General features: G+C 48.5%; 8 protein-coding genes. 2 read left to right on the top strand and 6 right to left on the bottom strand.

All coding sequences use genetic code 11. The annotated features are described in order from the left end of the window. The first annotated feature begins 178 nt into the window (after positions 1-178). Positions 179-409 (top strand): hypothetical protein, encoded by a 231-nt coding sequence (locus ACOCLE_RS02235; protein WP_419535337.1) that lies wholly within the window; start codon positions 179-181, stop codon positions 407-409. A 70-nt stretch (positions 410-479) separates the two neighbouring features. Here the strand turns inward: ACOCLE_RS02235 and ACOCLE_RS02230 are convergent, their stop codons facing one another. The 5 genes from ACOCLE_RS02230 to ACOCLE_RS02210 all read right to left on the bottom strand — a co-directional run bounded on the left by ACOCLE_RS02230 (position 480) and on the right by ACOCLE_RS02210 (position 14,670). Beyond that, positions 480-1,103, bottom strand: coding sequence for a YigZ family protein (locus ACOCLE_RS02230; protein ID WP_419535336.1), 624 nt, complete (start codon positions 1,101-1,103; stop codon positions 480-482). Positions 1,104-1,154: 51 nt separating this feature from the next. Beyond that, positions 1,155-1,526: a PilZ domain-containing protein gene (locus tag ACOCLE_RS02225; protein ID WP_419535335.1), complete on the bottom strand. Its 372-nt coding sequence runs from the start codon at positions 1,524-1,526 to the stop codon at positions 1,155-1,157. Positions 1,527-1,654: 128 nt separating this feature from the next. Beyond that, a complete protein-coding gene (locus tag ACOCLE_RS02220) occupies positions 1,655-12,508 on the bottom strand; it encodes a hypothetical protein (protein WP_419535334.1) in 10,854 nt (3,617 codons plus the stop codon). 413 nt (positions 12,509-12,921) lie between these two features. Continuing rightward, the gene (locus tag ACOCLE_RS02215) at positions 12,922-13,833 is read right to left on the bottom strand and encodes a hypothetical protein (protein ID WP_419535333.1); all 912 of its coding nucleotides are present in this window, start codon (positions 13,831-13,833) and stop codon (positions 12,922-12,924) included. A 30-nt stretch (positions 13,834-13,863) separates the two neighbouring features. Beyond that, positions 13,864-14,670: a hypothetical protein gene (locus tag ACOCLE_RS02210; RefSeq protein WP_419535332.1), complete on the bottom strand. Its 807-nt coding sequence runs from the start codon at positions 14,668-14,670 to the stop codon at positions 13,864-13,866. Positions 14,671-14,967: 297 nt separating this feature from the next. Between ACOCLE_RS02210 and sodB the strand changes: the two genes are divergently transcribed. Next, positions 14,968-15,549 (top strand): superoxide dismutase [Fe], encoded by a 582-nt coding sequence (gene sodB / locus ACOCLE_RS02205; protein ID WP_066017285.1) that lies wholly within the window; start codon positions 14,968-14,970, stop codon positions 15,547-15,549. A gap of 289 nt (positions 15,550-15,838) precedes the next feature. Here sodB and ACOCLE_RS02200 read toward each other — a convergent pair whose 3' ends face one another. After that, positions 15,839-17,950, bottom strand: a complete 2,112-nt coding sequence (locus ACOCLE_RS02200; protein WP_419535331.1) for a hypothetical protein — start codon at positions 17,948-17,950, stop codon at positions 15,839-15,841. Between the last annotated feature and the right edge of the window lie 9 nt (positions 17,951-17,959).

Here is a 17,959-nt window from a genome sequence, read left to right as displayed (position 1 = left end):
TAGCCTTCAATGGTGTTCATTGCTATCTACTCAGTCCTGAGACATTACAGTATCGCTGGCTCAGTCTAAAGAAGCCAGCCAGCCCCATAAAATACAGATGCCGCTCCTCAATCAATAAAAATACTCTCGGTCAGCAATATCGCGGCCGATATCAAGTTTGAGAAAAGGAGGGAAAACAATGAAAGAAGGAGATAAACGCCACGGTACATTTACTCCGGTTTTCAAAGGTAATTACCCGCTATGCCTGCAGGCGATAGCAGGGCAGAGAATCGAGTGGCAATACATGGGAGAAAGCACCATGCCTCCACTTGGGACCGGACTGTTTATGGCCATGACCGACAACCAAGTTCTGAAGGACCAGAAGTACTGGGTCTATGAAGATGCTATTGAGTTTGAGAGCAATCATTAGAGGGGGCTTTTAGTCCTCTTTTGTTTACCAGAGCTTATGTATTAACCGTACGCTCTTGAGAAAGAAAACCTCAGACATCCTCATCCTGCCACTGAATAATAATTTGCCCCCGGCTCACATCGTGCAAATGATGGGCAAGACTCTCACTTCCAGTTTCTGGTATTGAGATCATCATCTTAACCGACTGACCATAGTCGCACTGCTCAAGCGTCGCGTGAAACTGTTCAAGGTGATGACGAACCATTTGTTCATGAGCGTAGTCACAGGCAAGAACACCGTTTCTTAATGCGACCCGCTGCTCAAGAGGCAATATTTCACAGGCCTGCTGAACAGAAGCACTGTAAGCCCTGACCAGACCTCCGGCACCCAGTTTCACTCCGCCAAAATAACGCACCACCACAGCCACAACATCACCAATACGCTTGTGCTGCAGGACATTAAGCATTGGCCGGCCTGCCGTACCGGAAGGCTCTCCATCGTCATCAAAACCAACCACCGCACCACCATCCGGTGCACCTGCAACAAAGGCTGAGCAGTGATGAGTAGCATCCGGGTATTCGATACGTTTTGCTTCAACAAACGACAGCGCTTCCTGGCGGGAATGAGCTGGAGAAATGCAGGCAATAAAACGGCTTTTCTTGACTTCGGTTTCAACCGTTATAACTTGTGCAGGAACAACGTAATCAGCAGACATGACGACCTGGGACAGCAATCGATCGGTAACACAAAATTTTACCTGAAAACGTCAGTCCGTGACTTCGCCAAAGGTAAAATAACTTTTCAGTGTTTCAACCAAGTCAATAATATCATGACCCGCATTCACAATGCTGTAGCCGGAATCAAAATACTCCGGGCCAACATCCGGCTTGCACCAATGGCACCGTGCATCAAAGTCCAGATACCGCTCTCCCATTTCATCATCAGGAAGAATAATTCGCATATTGTAAACCGCGCCAATCAACACAGGGACAGAACTGATCAGCATTAAGCCATTACAACTGATGTTCCCTATACTCCCCATAACCCTCATAGTGTTGCGATTATAAATTTTAAGATAATCCTGCAACTGATGACGCTTAATCGAGCGGCGTTCCTTACCGCTGGGTGTTAATGACATATAATACGCCTTGTTTACAAACCAATAGATAACTAGCCAGCATTTATTGATTGCTGCGAACACAGATCAACAATAAAAACCTTCAATTTTTTCAGCCGAGTGTTAAAGCAAAAATGTTTGTTCCAGCCTTACTGTTCTTCCCATTTAAGATCCTTCCTTCTATCTATTTTTTCTTGAGCGTTAACAGCGCCATGCACTAAGCGCTCTCTAAATTCTACATTTGAATCCAATAACACCTTTCGAATTTGATTGAGACAATCTTGTAGTTGAAGATTCTCAGCATCACTTACTACATCTCTGGCTTTTTGTTTTGCCTTTTCGGCCTTTCTTAAATCATCAAGCATATTCAGCTGCGACTTTGCATCACCTGTTGGTTCAGGTGATACAGCACTCCAATCCCACCCGCTTGGTTTTCCCCGATCATCATAACCTCTGCGATGGTCAAACGTAACCAGCTTAAACTGCGTGGGAAACTCTGCATCATTAGGGCCATAAAGAGCCTTTCTGCCGGAAACATCTAAGTTAAGTAATTTAGGCATTCCCTTTCCAAGAATTTTGGTCAAATGATAAAAATTGTTTGCATTTCTTTCATCTTTCTTAAACTGTAAATTTGTTATTTTTCGTGCCAGATCATGATAAAAATTTTCTATTATCCCTCCTGGAGCTTTACAAAAATCAGCCAGCTTATCCAAATTCCCTTTTTCTATTGCTTCAAAGTCTTTATTAAAGTTTTCTTTCACTTTAACTAATTGTATCCAGACACCAGGATTGGATACCAATAGCTTGGAAACACCATTACTGTCTGGAGTATTTGTTCCAACAAGGTCTTCACCGTTATTACAAGCAGCACTGAGATTATCAAACACCTTGTCTGCCTTTTTTTTCATTTTCTGGCAATGGGCCATAAGCTCTGATGGAATTGAATTTACTTCTTTTCTGAAGCCTGATTTGACGCCCTCTTTCTTAAGCCTATCGATGCATGCCTCAATGTGCTTGTACACATGGTCACTTTGAGCAACCTCTTTCAGCCCTGTAGTTTCAGAAAACCGATCAGAACTCTCCCTTTCTATGGTCTGAAGCTCTTTATGAACAGCATCTCTCAACTCTCTGGTCAAGGTCTTCACGAACACATCATGATGGTAATCTGGCTCCGGTACCACAACAGGTTTGATTACACCGCTGCGGGGGCGTGAAGGTTGAGTAGTCCTCTTTGTAGCCTTCTCAGGCGAAAGAACAGAATCAAGCTCAACCACTTCCAGAACCGATTTAGCACCATCACCACACCAGGTATGGGCTTTGGATAAAATTTCATCAGTTTCACTTCGCAAAACGCCCTTTTCCAGATACTCTTCACACTGAATGCCGAAAGGAGACTTTTCTCGAAGGGCCATTACACCAGCGACCATATCCAGAAATGCATTTTGTCCAACCCACTGAGCTTTCTTGAACGCTTTCAACTCATCCCTGACTGATGCAAAACCCTCACATTCCCCTGAATCAATAAACGACTGTAAATCATTTTCCAGGTTGGCATCATAAGGTTGTTCTCTATTGGGAGAAGAAACATGAAGCAACTTATTAATGACTCGTCGCTGCTGAGGTTGCAAGCCATCTTCAGACTGCCCAAGCTTCTTGATAAGCGAGCTTCTGGCATCTCTGACAGCTACCAGAGCTTTACTATATGCTTCTACAAGTTGTTCTTGCTTGCGACCTTCCGAATGAGGAAGCCGATCTGTCACCAGTTTCGATGTATCAGTTGCTACAAACCAGTCCTGCGTCCAGAAGTTATCAGAGCTTCGTGAGAAACGACCAAACTCCTGTGAAAATAATTTAAGGTTTCTATTCGGATCCTCACAAAAGCCCAAATGAATACCAATACTTCCCTTACCAGCTTTAACTCTTTTTTGAGGGCAGTCAGTGCCAACCCCATCCTCTGAAAACAGCAGAACATCATAGAACTGAGGGTCTTTACGAATCAAAAGCTCCATTTCAGGTGAGATCCGGGCACCACATTGCTGATACTGTTCCTGTAACGGATCGAACATACAGAGCTCTTTACGATCGTTATAGTACAAAAGCCGGTGTTTACCCTGTGCCTCAGGACCTCTGGCATTGTAGAGGTTCCAGTAAGTCTTCTGGACACTTTCAAATCGGTCTTCTTCAGTTTTAGCCTTGTCATTACCATCAAATAGAATGACCTGTTTATCCTTTCCGGACTGCGCCATCGCTGTTTTGATAATGTCAACTCGATCTGAGTCTGCTGATGTCCCGTTGCACGCGATCGGCGTTGTTTTGGTCAGCCAGTTGAAGAACCTGGCATTAGTGGTCATGGGGTCCGAGGTGTATTTCCCTTCGGCTTCTTCGAGTGTTTCTGATTTTGTCAGGGAGGCCATGGTAAATGCGCTCCCCACCGTTGCAGAAAGGCAGATTTTATTGTTGCTACCCGTCAAAAATGCAGCCTGCAATACAGCTAATTCATGGCTGCCCACTTTACCATCTGCACCCATTGGCGTTAGTGCCCGATTCATTTCGCGGGTTGGCCAGTCAAACTCTTCAGGCCTGCCAGGCATTACGGTACGATCATACTCATCAAAAATATTCAGACCGCTGTACTGCAGCAAGTCCAGTATTTTTTCCAGTACTGCCACTTCGTCCGACGATGTCATGCTTGCCTTTAACTTGTCTTTCAGAACCATTAATAGCTGAACGTCTTTCGTTGAAACCCCCAGAGGTTCATTCTGCTCAACCATATTAAGAATCTCGCCGAGATTCTTAACGGACCACCACATCTTATCGTCTGATGCCAATGCGGGATCTACATAGTCCTTGAAGAGATCCAACCTGCGGTATTTAACTCCCTGATCCGCAAAATAATGAAAAAGCAAGTGATCCAGTTCAGCCTGATTACTTTCCGGAGCAATAATACGAGCAGGATATCCTTTCCTGTATGCTTGATCGACAGCCAGGGGAATAACGGTTTTACTTTTTCCGTAGCCTGTTCCCAGCTGGAATATTAGGTTTTGACGGTTCTCTCCCATATTTTCAACAACGTCAAATACCTTGCCAGCCATTTCGGGTTGATTGCCACGCAGCATCAATCCCCCCTGCTCAAATGCCAACATCACCCGATTACGCTCGTTCAATCCATTGCTGTAATAATGGGCAATTCGCTGATTAGCCTCTTTTTGTTCTACAGCCAACAAAGCCGTATCCAGATTCAACTCCTGACAGGCCGCTATGTATTGATCCTCCGACATAGTCAGAAACTCATAGTTATCGCTCTTTATACCCATCATTTTGCTTTTCAGCGCATCCAGCCGATGTCCCATGCCAACTGAGAAGTCCCGCTCATTTTTAATCAGCATCAGCTGCACCAAATCATCACAAAAGCGTTTATGATCGCCCCCTACCGGTAATTTTCCCTTCTTGAACTCACTGACTGCAAAATCAACCAGCTCATCATCTCGGAAAGTGTTAAAATCAGCTGCTTTGTTTTTTCTTAATCTTGTTCCAAGGTCAGCGGTTAAATAATCCACCCCCTGGTTCAAACGCAACTGGCGATCACGGTTCACCTTCAATACTTTTTCAACATTCAAAACAACCTGTTGGATCGAGCCTGGTGCCCCCTCTTTTGCCGAAGGTTTAATTTCACACCCCTCAAATATAGAGAGTTGCTGGAATGCTCCCTGTTTGAATTTTTTCAGATTATTCCGACCACTCTCAACAAGTGCCTGGCTTTTTGGTAGAGCAGGAAATAATTCATAATATTTTTCACCAACTCGATCAAAACAGGCATCAACAGACAATTTTTCATAAAGCGGCTGATCAGATTCAAGACTGGCATTGCCAAGAGAGGTGCCTATGGCCTTACGGTCGCGTTTATTGGCCTGAATTTTATGATATTGACTCTCCTCGACCTTGTTTGCTTCCAGGAAATCACTTCTGTCCTCAGTAGTAATGAGACGAGCCAACTCATTTTGGTTGGAAATATCCTGACGTGCTTTATCATAGAGTGCAGCCAGCTCCTTATTTCCTACTCCCCATTTCGTGCCAACCCACTCTATTCCTGCACTGAGCTTGAGTGCTTTTTGAGTAGCTTCCACACTAACGTCACGGCTTCTATTTTGTTGAGATGTTGATACTGGACGTTCTGTTGCTGCCTGAAGTAAAAAGGTTGCATCAATCATTTCCTCTGCACTAGCAGAGTTGATCGACTTCGGTTTTAACTGACCATTTCCAGCAGGCTCATACAAGAAATATTGACTTTCATTGGCCGTTTTCTGAAGTACCAGAACCCCCACCTGACCATCGTCTGCTTTGACCGGCAGCCATCTATTTTCAAATGGAATCGCGATATCCGGAAACTGATAAAGCAGCCTTGGATGCACTGTATAATGCTTATTTCCAAGAACTCCATGCCACTCATTGGCACTGTTCTTTTCAAAAACAACACCTGCGGGCTGTCCTCCATCAATGGCAATGCTTTCTGCACCTGCATCGGCTCGACGCCAGCTTGCATCCGGAACACCATGAAAGAATGCATTTAGTGGACTATCTCCAACAACGGTCATTCTTTCGAAAGAGCCATCCACCCGACGTGTAGACTCCCCTAATGCGGTAAGATCAAAAATACCTTCTGGGTTCTGAAAAGCGGTCATCAGTCTTGAGATGTTGGGAGTTGTTTTTTGTGCGCTGACATCAGGACGCCCCAGTCTTTTCAATATATCATTGCAAAGCGTTGTGAGTTTCGCTGAACGAGCGATTTCATTTCTGCCTTGCAATGTCCCCTGGTGCTGATGAGCAGATTCTCTAACCAATCTGGAGTTGTGCTTTTCAAGATCATCCAGACAGACCCTCAGTAAGGTTCTCATATCCGGCATAGGATGAAGGTTGAACCGATCCCTAATATCCAACAGCCCTGTCTTTAATACTAAATCCAGATTTTTAGAAACAGCGCTTATTTCAACCCCTTCATGCTTTTTCTTTGCACTGTTAATCAAGGCGAGCAACATAGGTCTTATTTCAGGATGTTCAAGCATATCCACAGCCTGATCGCGGGCTGTTTTTTCAATACCCTTCAGGAGGTCTGAATTAGTTTGACGTCGTGAATTAAATACCTCATCCAGATTTTTCATACTTTGAGCAAGTGCTGCAGATGCAAACTGTATCGCTCTTTTGCTGAGTTTCCCATTATGAATGCCAGAATGAATTCTATCTGGGTGAAGCTGCCTAAGACACTGGGAGTAGTTTATGAAACGCTCTTGTAACTGTAATTTGTTGAGGCTCTTATCTTCAAGCTCCTCTTTGCATCTATTAACGAACAGCTCAGATGCAATCCTGATAGTCCGAGCAGAAACATAACTTGCTACGTCCTGATTATTTGTATTTGATTCAAACACAGAGACAATATAAGGCAGAACGTCACTCAGGTATTGCTCAGGAGTATCACAGGTTTCATCAAACTTAGGAACATCCGTCAACCACTTCTGAACGGCGTCTCCTTCAATCATCTTTTTATATTTGTCAATCTGCAGGAGGTGATCGTCAAGGCTCTTGTTTATTTTTTGGACTTGAGCTCTTAATTTATTTTCACCTGCTGTTTTATCTCCATACCTACGAGTATATTTTCCAACTTCAGTATCGATATCTGCTTTCAACAACTCAATTTGTTCTTTAACTCTTTCCCCCGTGACTATTTTACTTGGCTCAACCTCATTGTTAATATCCGGTATAGTGTTCTCTTTTTCTATTTCATCCCTTAACTTATCAAATTCACTGCATCTATAATTGATTTTTTCCGTCACTTGAGCCAGAGCTCTTTTGTTTGCATTTACATTTCGATCATTAGCCTTGGGTGAGTCAACCCCCGATAAATTGACCATATCGGCTAATTTATCGGGATCCAAGTCTACAAGCTTAGCTTCAGCAATTGTTTGTAATTCTTTTCGTGTTGCCTGAAGCTGATCTTGCAGCCCCTTCACGTCCTCCGCGGATAATTCACTCCGACCTGCCAGCTTGTCCTGCAGGCTCTGCACCTCTTCCGCTGACAGCTCACTCCTGCCAGCCAGCTGCTTTTCAAGTGCCGCGATCGTGGCCGCCTGCTGGTCCGCTGCGTCCCTGTCACTTGCCAGCTGCTCCTGCTGACGCTTCAGGTTGTCCTGCAGACTCTGCGCCTCTTCCGCTGACAGCTCACTCCTGCCAGCCAGCTGCTTTTCAAGTGCCGCGATCGTGGCCGCCTGCTGGTCCGCTGCGTCCCTGTCACTTGCCAGCTGCTCCTGCTGACGCTTCAGGTTGTCCTGCAGACTCTGCACCTCTTCCGCTGACAGCTCACTCCTGCCAGCCAGCTGCTTTTCAAGTGCCGCGATCGTGGCCGCCTGCTGGTCCACTGCGTCCCTGTCACTTGCCAGCTGCTCCTGCTGACGCTTCAGGTTGTCCTGCAGACTCTGCGCCTCTTCCGCTGACAGCTCACTCCTGCCAGCCAGCTGCTTTTCAAGTGCCGCGATCGTGGCCGCCTGCTGGTCTGCTGCGTCCCTGTCACTTGCCAGCTGCTCCTGCTGACGCTTCAGGTTGTCCTGCAGACTCTGCACCTCTTCCGCTGACAGCTCACTCCTGCCAGCCAGCTGCTTTTCAAGTGCCGCGATCGTGGCCGCCTGCTGGTCCGCTGCGTCCCTGTCACTTGCCAGCTGCTCCTGCTGACGCTTCAGGTTGTCCTGCAGACTCTGCACCTCTTCCGCTGACAGCTCACTCCTGCCAGCCAGCTGCTTTTCAAGTGCCGCGATCGTGGCCGCCTGCTGGTCCGCTGCGTCCCTGTCACTTGCCAGCTGCTCCTGCTGACGCTTCAGGTTGTCCTGCAGACTCTGCACCTCTTCCGCTGACAGCTCACTCCTGCCAGCCAGCTGCTTTTCAAGTGCCGCGATCGTGGCCGCCTGCTGGTCCGCTGCGTCCCTGTCACTTGCCAGCTGCTCCTGCTGACGCTTCAGGTTGTCCTGCAGACTCTGCGCCTCTTCCGCTGACAGCTCACTCCTGCCAGCCAGCTGCTTTTCAAGTGCCGCGATCGTGGCCGCCTGCTGGTCCGCTGCGTCCCTGTCACTTGCCAGCTGCTCCTGCTGACGCTTCAGGTTGTCCTGCAGACTCTGAACCTCTTCCGCTGACAGCTCACTCCTGCCAGCCAGCTGCTTTTCAAGTGCCGCGATCGTGGCCGCCTGCTGGTCCGCTGCGTCCCTGTCACTTGCCAGCTGCTCCTGCTGACGCTTCAGGTTGTCCTGCAGACTCTGCACCTCTTCCGCTGACAGCTCACTCCTGCCAGCCAGCTGCTTTTCAAGTGCCACGATCGTGGCCGCCTGCTGGTCCGCTGCGTCCCTGTCACTTGCCAGCTGCTCCTGCTGACGCTTCAGGTTGTCCTGCAGACTCTGCACCTCTTCCGCTGACAGCTCACTCCTGCCAGCCAGCTGCTTTTCAAGTGCCGCGATCGTGGCCGCCTGCTGGTCCGCTGCGTCCCTGTCACTTGCCAGCTGCTCCTGCTGACGCTTCAGGTTGTCCTGCAGACTCTGCGCCTCTTCCGCTGACAGCTCACTCCTGCCAGCCAGCTGCTTTTCAAGTGCCGCGATCGTGGCCGCCTGCTGGTCCGCTGCGTCCCTGTCACTTGCCAGCTGCTCCTGCTGACGCTTCAGGTTGTCCTGCAGACTCTGAACCTCTTCCGCTGACAGCTCACTCCTGCCAGCCAGCTGCTTTTCAAGTGCCGCGATCGTGGCCGCCTGCTGGTCCGCTGCGTCCCTGTCACTTGCCAGCTGCTCCTGCTGACGCTTCAGGTTGTCCTGCAGACTCTGCACCTCTTCCGCTGACAGCTCACTCCTGCCAGCCAGCTGCTTTTCAAGTGCCACGATCGTGGCCGCCTGCTGGTCCACTGCGTCCCTGTCACTTGCCAGCTGCTCCTGCTGACGCTTCAGGTTGTCCTGCAGACTCTGCACCTCTTCCGCTGACAGCTCACTCCTGCCAGCCAGCTGCTCTTTAAGCGCCATCAACTCCTGCTGGTTAAGATCCCTCTGAGCCTCAACGCTTTCCAGCTGCTTTTTCCGGGTCAGTTCAGCATCTCTGTAGTCTTCTTCAATTCGTGCCATTTCGGCATTTTTTTCCGACACCTGGCTCTCAAGTCGTTTAATCCTCTCCTGCGCTGCATCCAATTCACCCGCGGACAATTCCAGCACGGCATCCAATTCACCCTCTGAAAATGCCAGCCGATCCTGCAGCGCCTTCACGTCCTCCGCGGATAACTCACTCCTGCCAGCCAGCTGCTTTTCAAGTGCCGCGATCGTGGCTGCCTGCTGGTCCGCTGCGTCCCTGTCACTTGCCAGCTGCTCCTGCTGACGCTTCAGGTTGTCCTGCAGACTCTGCACCTCTTCCGCTGACAGCTCACTCCTGCCAGCCAGCTGCTTTTCAAGTGCCGCGATCGTGGCCGCCTGCTGGTCCACTGCGTCCCTGTCACTTGCCAGCTGCTCCTGCTGACGCTTCAGGTTGTCCTGCAGACTCTGCACCTCTTCCGCTGACAGCTCACTCCTGCCAGCCAGCTGCTTTTCAAGTGCCGCGATCGTGGCCGCCTGCTGGTCCGCTGCGTCCCTGTCACTTGCCAGCTGCTCCTGCTGACGCTTCAGGTTGTCCTGCAGACTCTGCGCCTCTTCCGCTGACAGCTCACTCCTGCCAGCCAGCTGCTTTTCAAGTGCCGCGATCGTGGCCGCCTGCTGGTCCGCTGCGTCCCTGTCACTTGCCAGCTGCTCCTGCTGACGCTTCAGGTTGTCCTGCAGACTCTGCGCCTCTTCCGCTGACAGCTCACTCCTGCCAGCCAGCTGCTTTTCAAGTGCCGCGATCGTGGCCGCCTGCTGGTCCGCTGCGTCCCTGTCACTTGCCAGCTGCTCCTGCTGACGCTTCAGGTTGTCCTGCAGACTCTGAACCTCTTCCGCTGACAGCTCACTCCTGCCAGCCAGCTGCTTTTCAAGTGCCGCGATCGTGGCCGCCTGCTGGTCCGCTGCGTCCCTGTCACTTGCCAGCTGCTCCTGCTGACGCTTCAGGTTGTCCTGCAGACTCTGAACCTCTTCCGCTGACAGCTCACTCCTGCCAGCCAGCTGCTTTTCAAGTGCCGCGATCGTGGCCGCCTGCTGGTCCGCTGCGTCCCTGTCACTTGCCAGCTGCTCCTGCTGACGCTTCAGGTTGTCCTGCAGACTCTGCACCTCTTCCGCTGACAGCTCACTCCTGCCAGCCAGCTGCTTTTCAAGTGCCACGATCGTGGCCGCCTGCTGGTCCACTGCGTCCCTGTCACTTGCCAGCTGCTCCTGCTGACGCTTCAGGTTGTCCTGCAGACTCTGCACCTCTTCCGCTGACAGCTCACTCCTGCCAGCCAGCTGCTCTTTAAGCGCCATCAACTCCTGCTGGTTAAGATCCCTCTGAGCCTCAACGCTTTCCAGCTGCTTTTTCCGGGTCAGTTCAGCATCTCTGTAGTCTTCTTCAATTCGTGCCATTTCGGCATTTTTTTCCGACACCTGGCTCTCAAGTCGTTTAATCCTCTCCTGCGCTGCATCCAATTCACCCGCGGACAATTCCAGCACGGCATCCAATTCACCCTCTGAAAATGCCAGCCGATCCTGCAGCGCCTTCACGTCCTCCGCGGATAACTCACTCCTGCCAGCCAGCCGCTTTTCAAGTGCCACGATCGTGGCTGCCTGCTGGTCCGCTGCGTCCCTGTCACTTGCCAGCTGCTCCTGCTGACGCTTCAGGTTGTCCTGCAGACTCTGCACCTCTTCCGCTGACAGCTCACTCCTGCCAGCCAGCTGCTTTTCAAGTGCCGCGATCGTGGCCGCCTGCTGGTCCGCTGCGTCCCTGTCACTTGCCAGCTGCTCCTGCTGACGCTTCAGGTTGTCCTGCAGACTCGGCACCTCTTCCGCTGACAGCTCACTCCTGCCAGCCAGCTGCTTTTCAAGTGCCGCGATCGTGGCCGCCTGCTGGTCCGCTGCGTCCCTGTCACTTGCCAGCTGCTCCTGCTGACGCTTCAGGTTGTCCTGCAGACTCTGCGCCTCTTCCGCTGACAGCTCACTCCTGCCAGCCAGCTGCTTTTCAAGTGTACTAATCTGCTGCTTGTCGATATCCCTCTGGGCCTCAGCGCTTTCTATATGCTGATTTTGTTGTAATGACAGTTGTTCAAGTCGCTTAATACTCTCTAAGGCAACCTCTAACTGTCTCTGCAACTGATCATTCAAAGTCTTCGATTTATTCAACTCAATTCGATGCTGCTCACCCGACTGTCTTTCTGCCTCTAGTTCTGATTGCAATCTCTGTTTAATCTCCTGGTCATTATCGACCTGCTCTTGAAGATCAATCACTTGCTGTGTTAGTTGAGTGTCGGAGTGAGGTAGTGGGGTCGGAGTATGATCGGAAGGTGAAAAACTACGATATTGGCTCCAGCTACTGGGAGTAGATGGTGGAATGTCAAGCCTGGGACGGTAACCACTATCTATTGGTTTTATAATGTCCTCCCCTACCACCATCAGCAGGCTCTTGAGCAGTCGAGTTAGTGGGGCACCACGTTCATAAAGATCACGGGCCTTCTCAGCTGCACTCCTCTTAGATTTATCCGCATTAAACTGAGCAAAGTCTTTATGCTTTTCATCAACACCTACATTCAATAGTATTTGGAAATATTCAACCAGATCATCAGATCCATTGACTTGGGCACCTCTGGCTTTTAGTTGCGCAGTGATTTCATCAAGTTTTTCCTTATTACTTTCTAAATGCTTCTCGTCTTTAAGCTCTCTGGATAGATCCTCCTTGGTTATTCTCCCATCATTGATCCTATCCAGAACGTCAAGCGCTGCTTCAAATACCTTGGTTTGAGGCCATGTATTAACAAGGTTTTTAGAATTGGCAAGCTGCACATCTCGCCCAAGAATGGACCCTTTCGGGATTAAACCGGTTCCTCGCCCCGCGTCTCTTGGCATATAAGTCCGGGGATTATCAGGTATTCGATGATCAAAATGCTGTTTCAGACCTGAATCAAAGTTAGTACCAGCGGGCCTTCCGTTGCGATCTATATCCATAATTAATTCATGCAGTTATGTTAAAAAACTGAAAATATAAATCCTATGCATTATCACATTTAAACAAGGCCTTACTATTAAAACTACATTGATAATGATCTTGGATAGATTTATTACTTTCAGGCTAGCAGAATTAAAGAAAGCCAATTAAGAACGAGAAAATTAACAGCTTATTTTAAAAAAAATCATCATTCAGGAAAGAAACCCAACCAAAATAATAATGAGTTCAAGACTCAAATCGTATCAGGCCATTTTTTTGACAAAGGACATAAAACCAGAATCAAATAATAAAATGTGAAACAATCACCAACCAGTCAATAATCAGTGTTAAATAGCGGCTGACTTAATAGCTGAATCATATACTGGTTCATATCACCATTCACTTGAGCCAACTGCTCAAAACCAATAGCCTCCTCACCTGGGTCAATGCGTTCTTCAGGCTCAGGCCAGGTCACGGAGCAATGTCCAACGCTGATAAAGTCATCAGAAATCAACTGACTCCCCTTATCCAGCAGAATCCAATCGAGAGTTTGCTCCATCATAAATGGCTGTATCTGATGGTAGCTTGCATCGGCTGGCTGTTTGGTGATCATGGGGGAGTTTGGAGAATAACTTAGCTTTAAAACAGCATCGGACTTTAATAACTCCAGATTCGGAAGTATTAAGAAATCCAGAGGCTCCTGCTTAGCTAACCAGTTATTAAGGCGTTTCAGGTCATAATTGGAATCGTCCCCCAGCAAACCACCGAGAGAGTAGAGAGGCTTCATAGCGCAGTGAGAGAGCTCACGTCTCAAACCTTCTGGACCAGAATGCTCAATACTGCTTACCCAACGATGATAGAGCTGTAAACTGTCATAGGGAGACCCCAATGACCACTGTGGCTGAAGCGCCTTATACAGCGGCATACTGGCTAACGGATCCAGAAAGACCTGTCCCTGGTGATTAAAAGACATCAACGGGAACAGAAGCCCCCGAGACTGATCGGATAGCCGCTTCAGTAGCTCCGGCTGGAACTCACATTTCCCGACCAGTGTTTTGCTTTCTTCTGGTAAACCAAGTGACTTTGCTGGTAAACCAGAATGGTACCAGCGATCCTCGAAACGAATCGGCAACTCTCTCTCAGAATGGCCTTCAGTCTCTTCGAAAATATTCAGCCAGCTACAACCCTGTAACCATAGGCAGGACAGAAATATAATCCACAAGCCGCCATAATAGTTATTCTTCACTGGCCACTCCCTGTTCTCTGACGCTCTGTACTACTGAATTGTCAGTCCCTTATCTTTGGGGTTTCCAAGATCCCGCATCGTGTTTTCCAGTTGCTGCAGTCTTAAAGAGACCTGACTCTGGAAAGAGCTCAGCTTCTTACTCAGTTCTTCCTGAGTTTGAGCAGATGCCTGAATTTGCTGCTCAACGGTCTGCTGGGCGGACAACGTGTTCTTTAAAGCATCTATCTCAGCTTTCAGAGATTCCACATGGGCAGTCATGTCCGAATTGGACACCAGCTGCTCAGTCGTCACTGCCTTAATCATCTGATCCAGCTCATTCAGCTTTGAGACCGCCTGTTCAGAAGATTTTTTAGCGGCATCGGACTGTTTTACAGCAAGGTCTACTTGCTTAGCCCCCTCCTCAATCTTTTCTTTATTCTCACTAATCCACTGGCGGTTTCTTTTGTTGGAAACATCCCAGAGCTTGCGGATTTCAGAGTTTACTACTTTAAGTTCGGAGCGGAAGATGGAGTCACTTTGATTGATGGTTTCACCAGTTTGGGATACCTGACCAGTAACCAACCCTAGCTGTTCACGAGTCTCCTGAAGCTCCTGCCGGGTATCCGCCAGGGTTTTCTGCAACTCGGTAACCTGCCAGTAACCACCAGCGGCAACACCGGCCAAAAGCACAAACAGAACCCCGGAAACCAGATAGTTTTTACCACTGGCTTTACTGGTAGACGCTGGCTTGCTGGTACTTTGGGAAACATTACCGGCAGTGCGGTGCCTTGAAGGACGCTGCTCAGCGGTAATTGAAAAGTCCTGGTTTGACTGACGAATCTTTTTATCCTCTTGCATAGTCACTGCTTTCAATCAAAAACGCCGTTTCAGGTGTGATTCTTTAGACTCGGAGAAACGGTGTTCCCAGCTCCTGGCTGTTCAGAAAAATAAATGAGGAACTATTGTAGAAGAAAGAAATCCAGCTCCCAACCTTTTATTCAACGTAAAGGCCAACTTTGGACTTGAAATTTCTGCTGTAAACCTCAAGATACAACCCACATGGATTCGTAGTAGCCACAGTGCTACTATCGCTTTGCGAAAAATCAGGTCTCTGAACGAAACCACAACTATTCCAATCACATCTGGAGAACACAAATGGCTTTTCAACTGCCAGAACTGCCTTACGAGCGCGATGCCCTGGAACCACATATCTCCAAGGAAACTCTGGATTACCATTACGGCAAACATCACAACACTTACGTTGTTAAACTGAACGGTCTGGTTGAAGGCACTGAGCTGGAAAACAAGAGCCTGGAAGAGATCATCAAGACTTCTGAAGGCGGCATCTTCAACAATGCTGCACAGGTATGGAACCACACCTTCTACTGGAACTGCCTGAGTCCAAATGGCGGCGGCAAGCCTTCCGGTGAACTGGCTGCGGCTATCGACAAAGCCTTCGGCTCTTTTGATGAGTTCGTTGCCAAGTTCTCTGACATGGCCGTTAACAACTTCGGCTCTTCCTGGACCTGGCTGGTGAAAAACACCGACGGATCCCTGGAAATCGTAAACACCAGCAACGCTGGTACTCCAATCACTGGCGATCAGAAGCCTCTGCTGACCTGCGACCTGTGGGAACACGCTTACTACATTGACTACCGCAATGTACGTCCAGACTACCTGAAAGGTTTCTGGGCTCTGGTGAACTGGGAATTTGTTGCGGCTAACCTTGCTGGTTAATCAACAACCAGCCTCCTGTTAGTTAGCCAGTCATCCAGGCTAATAGAAAATACCGCCTCACAGTTTTCTGTTCAGGCGGTATTTTTTTCTAAAGCCTTATACCAATCAAACGTTCTAACTCACTATTACACTGACGGTTTGGGCGTTAATCCCAACCTATCAGTCCCCGTTTTGTCTTAAGCTCAAACTTTCATGCACACAGCAAGAGTTAATAAAACAAGTTTGGTGTTAAAACTGACTACGCATCTGAGATTTAAAGGTTTCATAATCCACGGGATCACCCGAAAGCTCAGTCACCATCTTTACAATAAATAGAATAAAGTGTTTGTTCATCCAGAGTCTGATCACCATATAGCCGGTTCACAATACTCAGGAATGCGCTGACTCCATTGTCTTCTGCCCTTTGTTCTAAAGGCTCATCCTCGCTTAATAGTTCATACTCAACCTCCACAGGCTGCGAGTTTTCATCATCAACTTCTGTCTCAGAGGTTTCTGCTTCATACTCAATAACCACTTCTGGAGCATTTTGTTGATCAGGTGAAGAGGCTTGATCATTCAGCAATCCTACCAGAGACTGAAAATCCATTGTTTTCAGTTCATCCGCTGTTGGGGAGTATGGGTCTGATGTCTGGGCATCAAATCGATGTTCTTGCATAGCGCCTTGATCAGATTCAGAGTTAAATACATCTCCAAAGCTCGATGATCCACTCCCTTCACTGCCCTCAGAGGACTGAGAAAAGCTGTCCAGTCTCTGATTTGCTACAATCACCTCATCATTACTGATTCTGGATAGTTCATCAGCAAGCTGATCATAGTTCATTGGCCCCCAGTCACCGACTGAAGAGCGTACATAGAGATAGCCTTCTTTACCCGTGTGAACTTTACCATTGACGATCCTTATACCTTCATCAAGGTAGAAGTCCTGCAAGGTGTAGCCATCGATGGTATATCCATCCACTTTCTGGCCATCAGTGGAGTAATCCGGGAAACGCTCACGGATATTTTTGCCATCAATATAAAGCTCATCAACAATGGTTGAGAACATTAAGTCTCCATTGTCGTTAAAATTACGAAGCCCCTGGCCAAATACATTAACGCTATCAGCTTCCTGTACAAAAACGTGATTCCGACTTTTGTTGACCATCTCTATCTGCTCAACATCGGTATCAATATCCTGCACCCCCAGAACACCAATCCCCTGATTGGCTATCATGGATAAGCTGGACGAGCTGATATTAGCGGTCTCTCCAAAAAGCAAGCCGATCTTGAAGTCTCCAAAGTACTCTGCACCATTTCTGATAACTGTTGTGTGCAGGCTATCAACAACACGTGACGAGTCAGGGTCAATTTTTGCGTCGTAATTAATACGGTCTGCACCTATCTCCAGGTTATCTCGTATCTGCCCGCTGTCTGCGATAACCGTGGTGTGAGCCTCTCCACTTAACCGGGAAAGGTCAACATCAACCTTTGCATGATAAAGAATATTGCCCGCCCCTTTTGTAGAGGCCATAGTGCCATCGGTCATGTAAATAGAGCCATTCAGTGCCCAGACGGCAATATTACCCCCGGTTCCCACGGCAATATCTGCACCCGCCTCCTGCAGGACAGCATCTTCTGCAAGAATGTGAATATTCCCCTGATCACTGACAACATCAGTGTCTTCCTTAATCCGAACATCCTGCCCAGAGCCATACGCATCAAGATGAACACTTCCACTGCCATGAGCGTATATGCCTACGCCATCATCCGGAACATTGCCATCATAGACGGTAATGGTTCCATCAATCGTCTTCAGGCTGATTGAACCATTGTCACTGGTCCTCAGGTCACTGATGGCGTTATCCGTTACCGTTTCGGTAGAACCATCACTCTTGACCCGCTGGATGCTGATATCGTCAAGTGTCGATACTGTGATATCGCTGTCTTCATCAATATGCAGGCCACCACTGCCAGCTCGACCGGCATACACATCGACGGAGGTGTCGATGGCATTGCCAGCCCCCATTCCCACCGACGCATCAACTCTCAACTCTCTGGCAACAATATCTTTGTGGCTATCACCGGAGTCAACAATACTCCCTGCCTCGGTCATCAAGCTAACGTTTCCTGTACCAACATGAACCGCTGCCAGCGCTATGGAGTCACCAGCCAGCAAACGTACACTACCCGTTTCACCAGTTGTGATAATGGCACTGTCCTGCTGCAGGATACTTGCACCTTCAGACCATAAATCAATAGTGCCACCAGCCGTCGTACTGATTGTGCTATTCGCCAGTTGGTGAATATTCTGCAATGACTGGATAGAGATCGATGAGTCACTGGCCGTGGTCACATTGGCATCAAAAACAATATTCCCCTGATCCGCTTTGATCCGGATATGCCCCACATTATCAACTCTCATATCTCCGGT

Source organism: Endozoicomonas sp. (assembly GCF_965196975.1).
GTDB lineage: Bacteria > Pseudomonadota > Gammaproteobacteria > Pseudomonadales > Endozoicomonadaceae > Endozoicomonas.
Note: the sequence above shows the minus strand (reverse complement) of the source record. Positions and strands in the feature narration are given on the sequence as shown.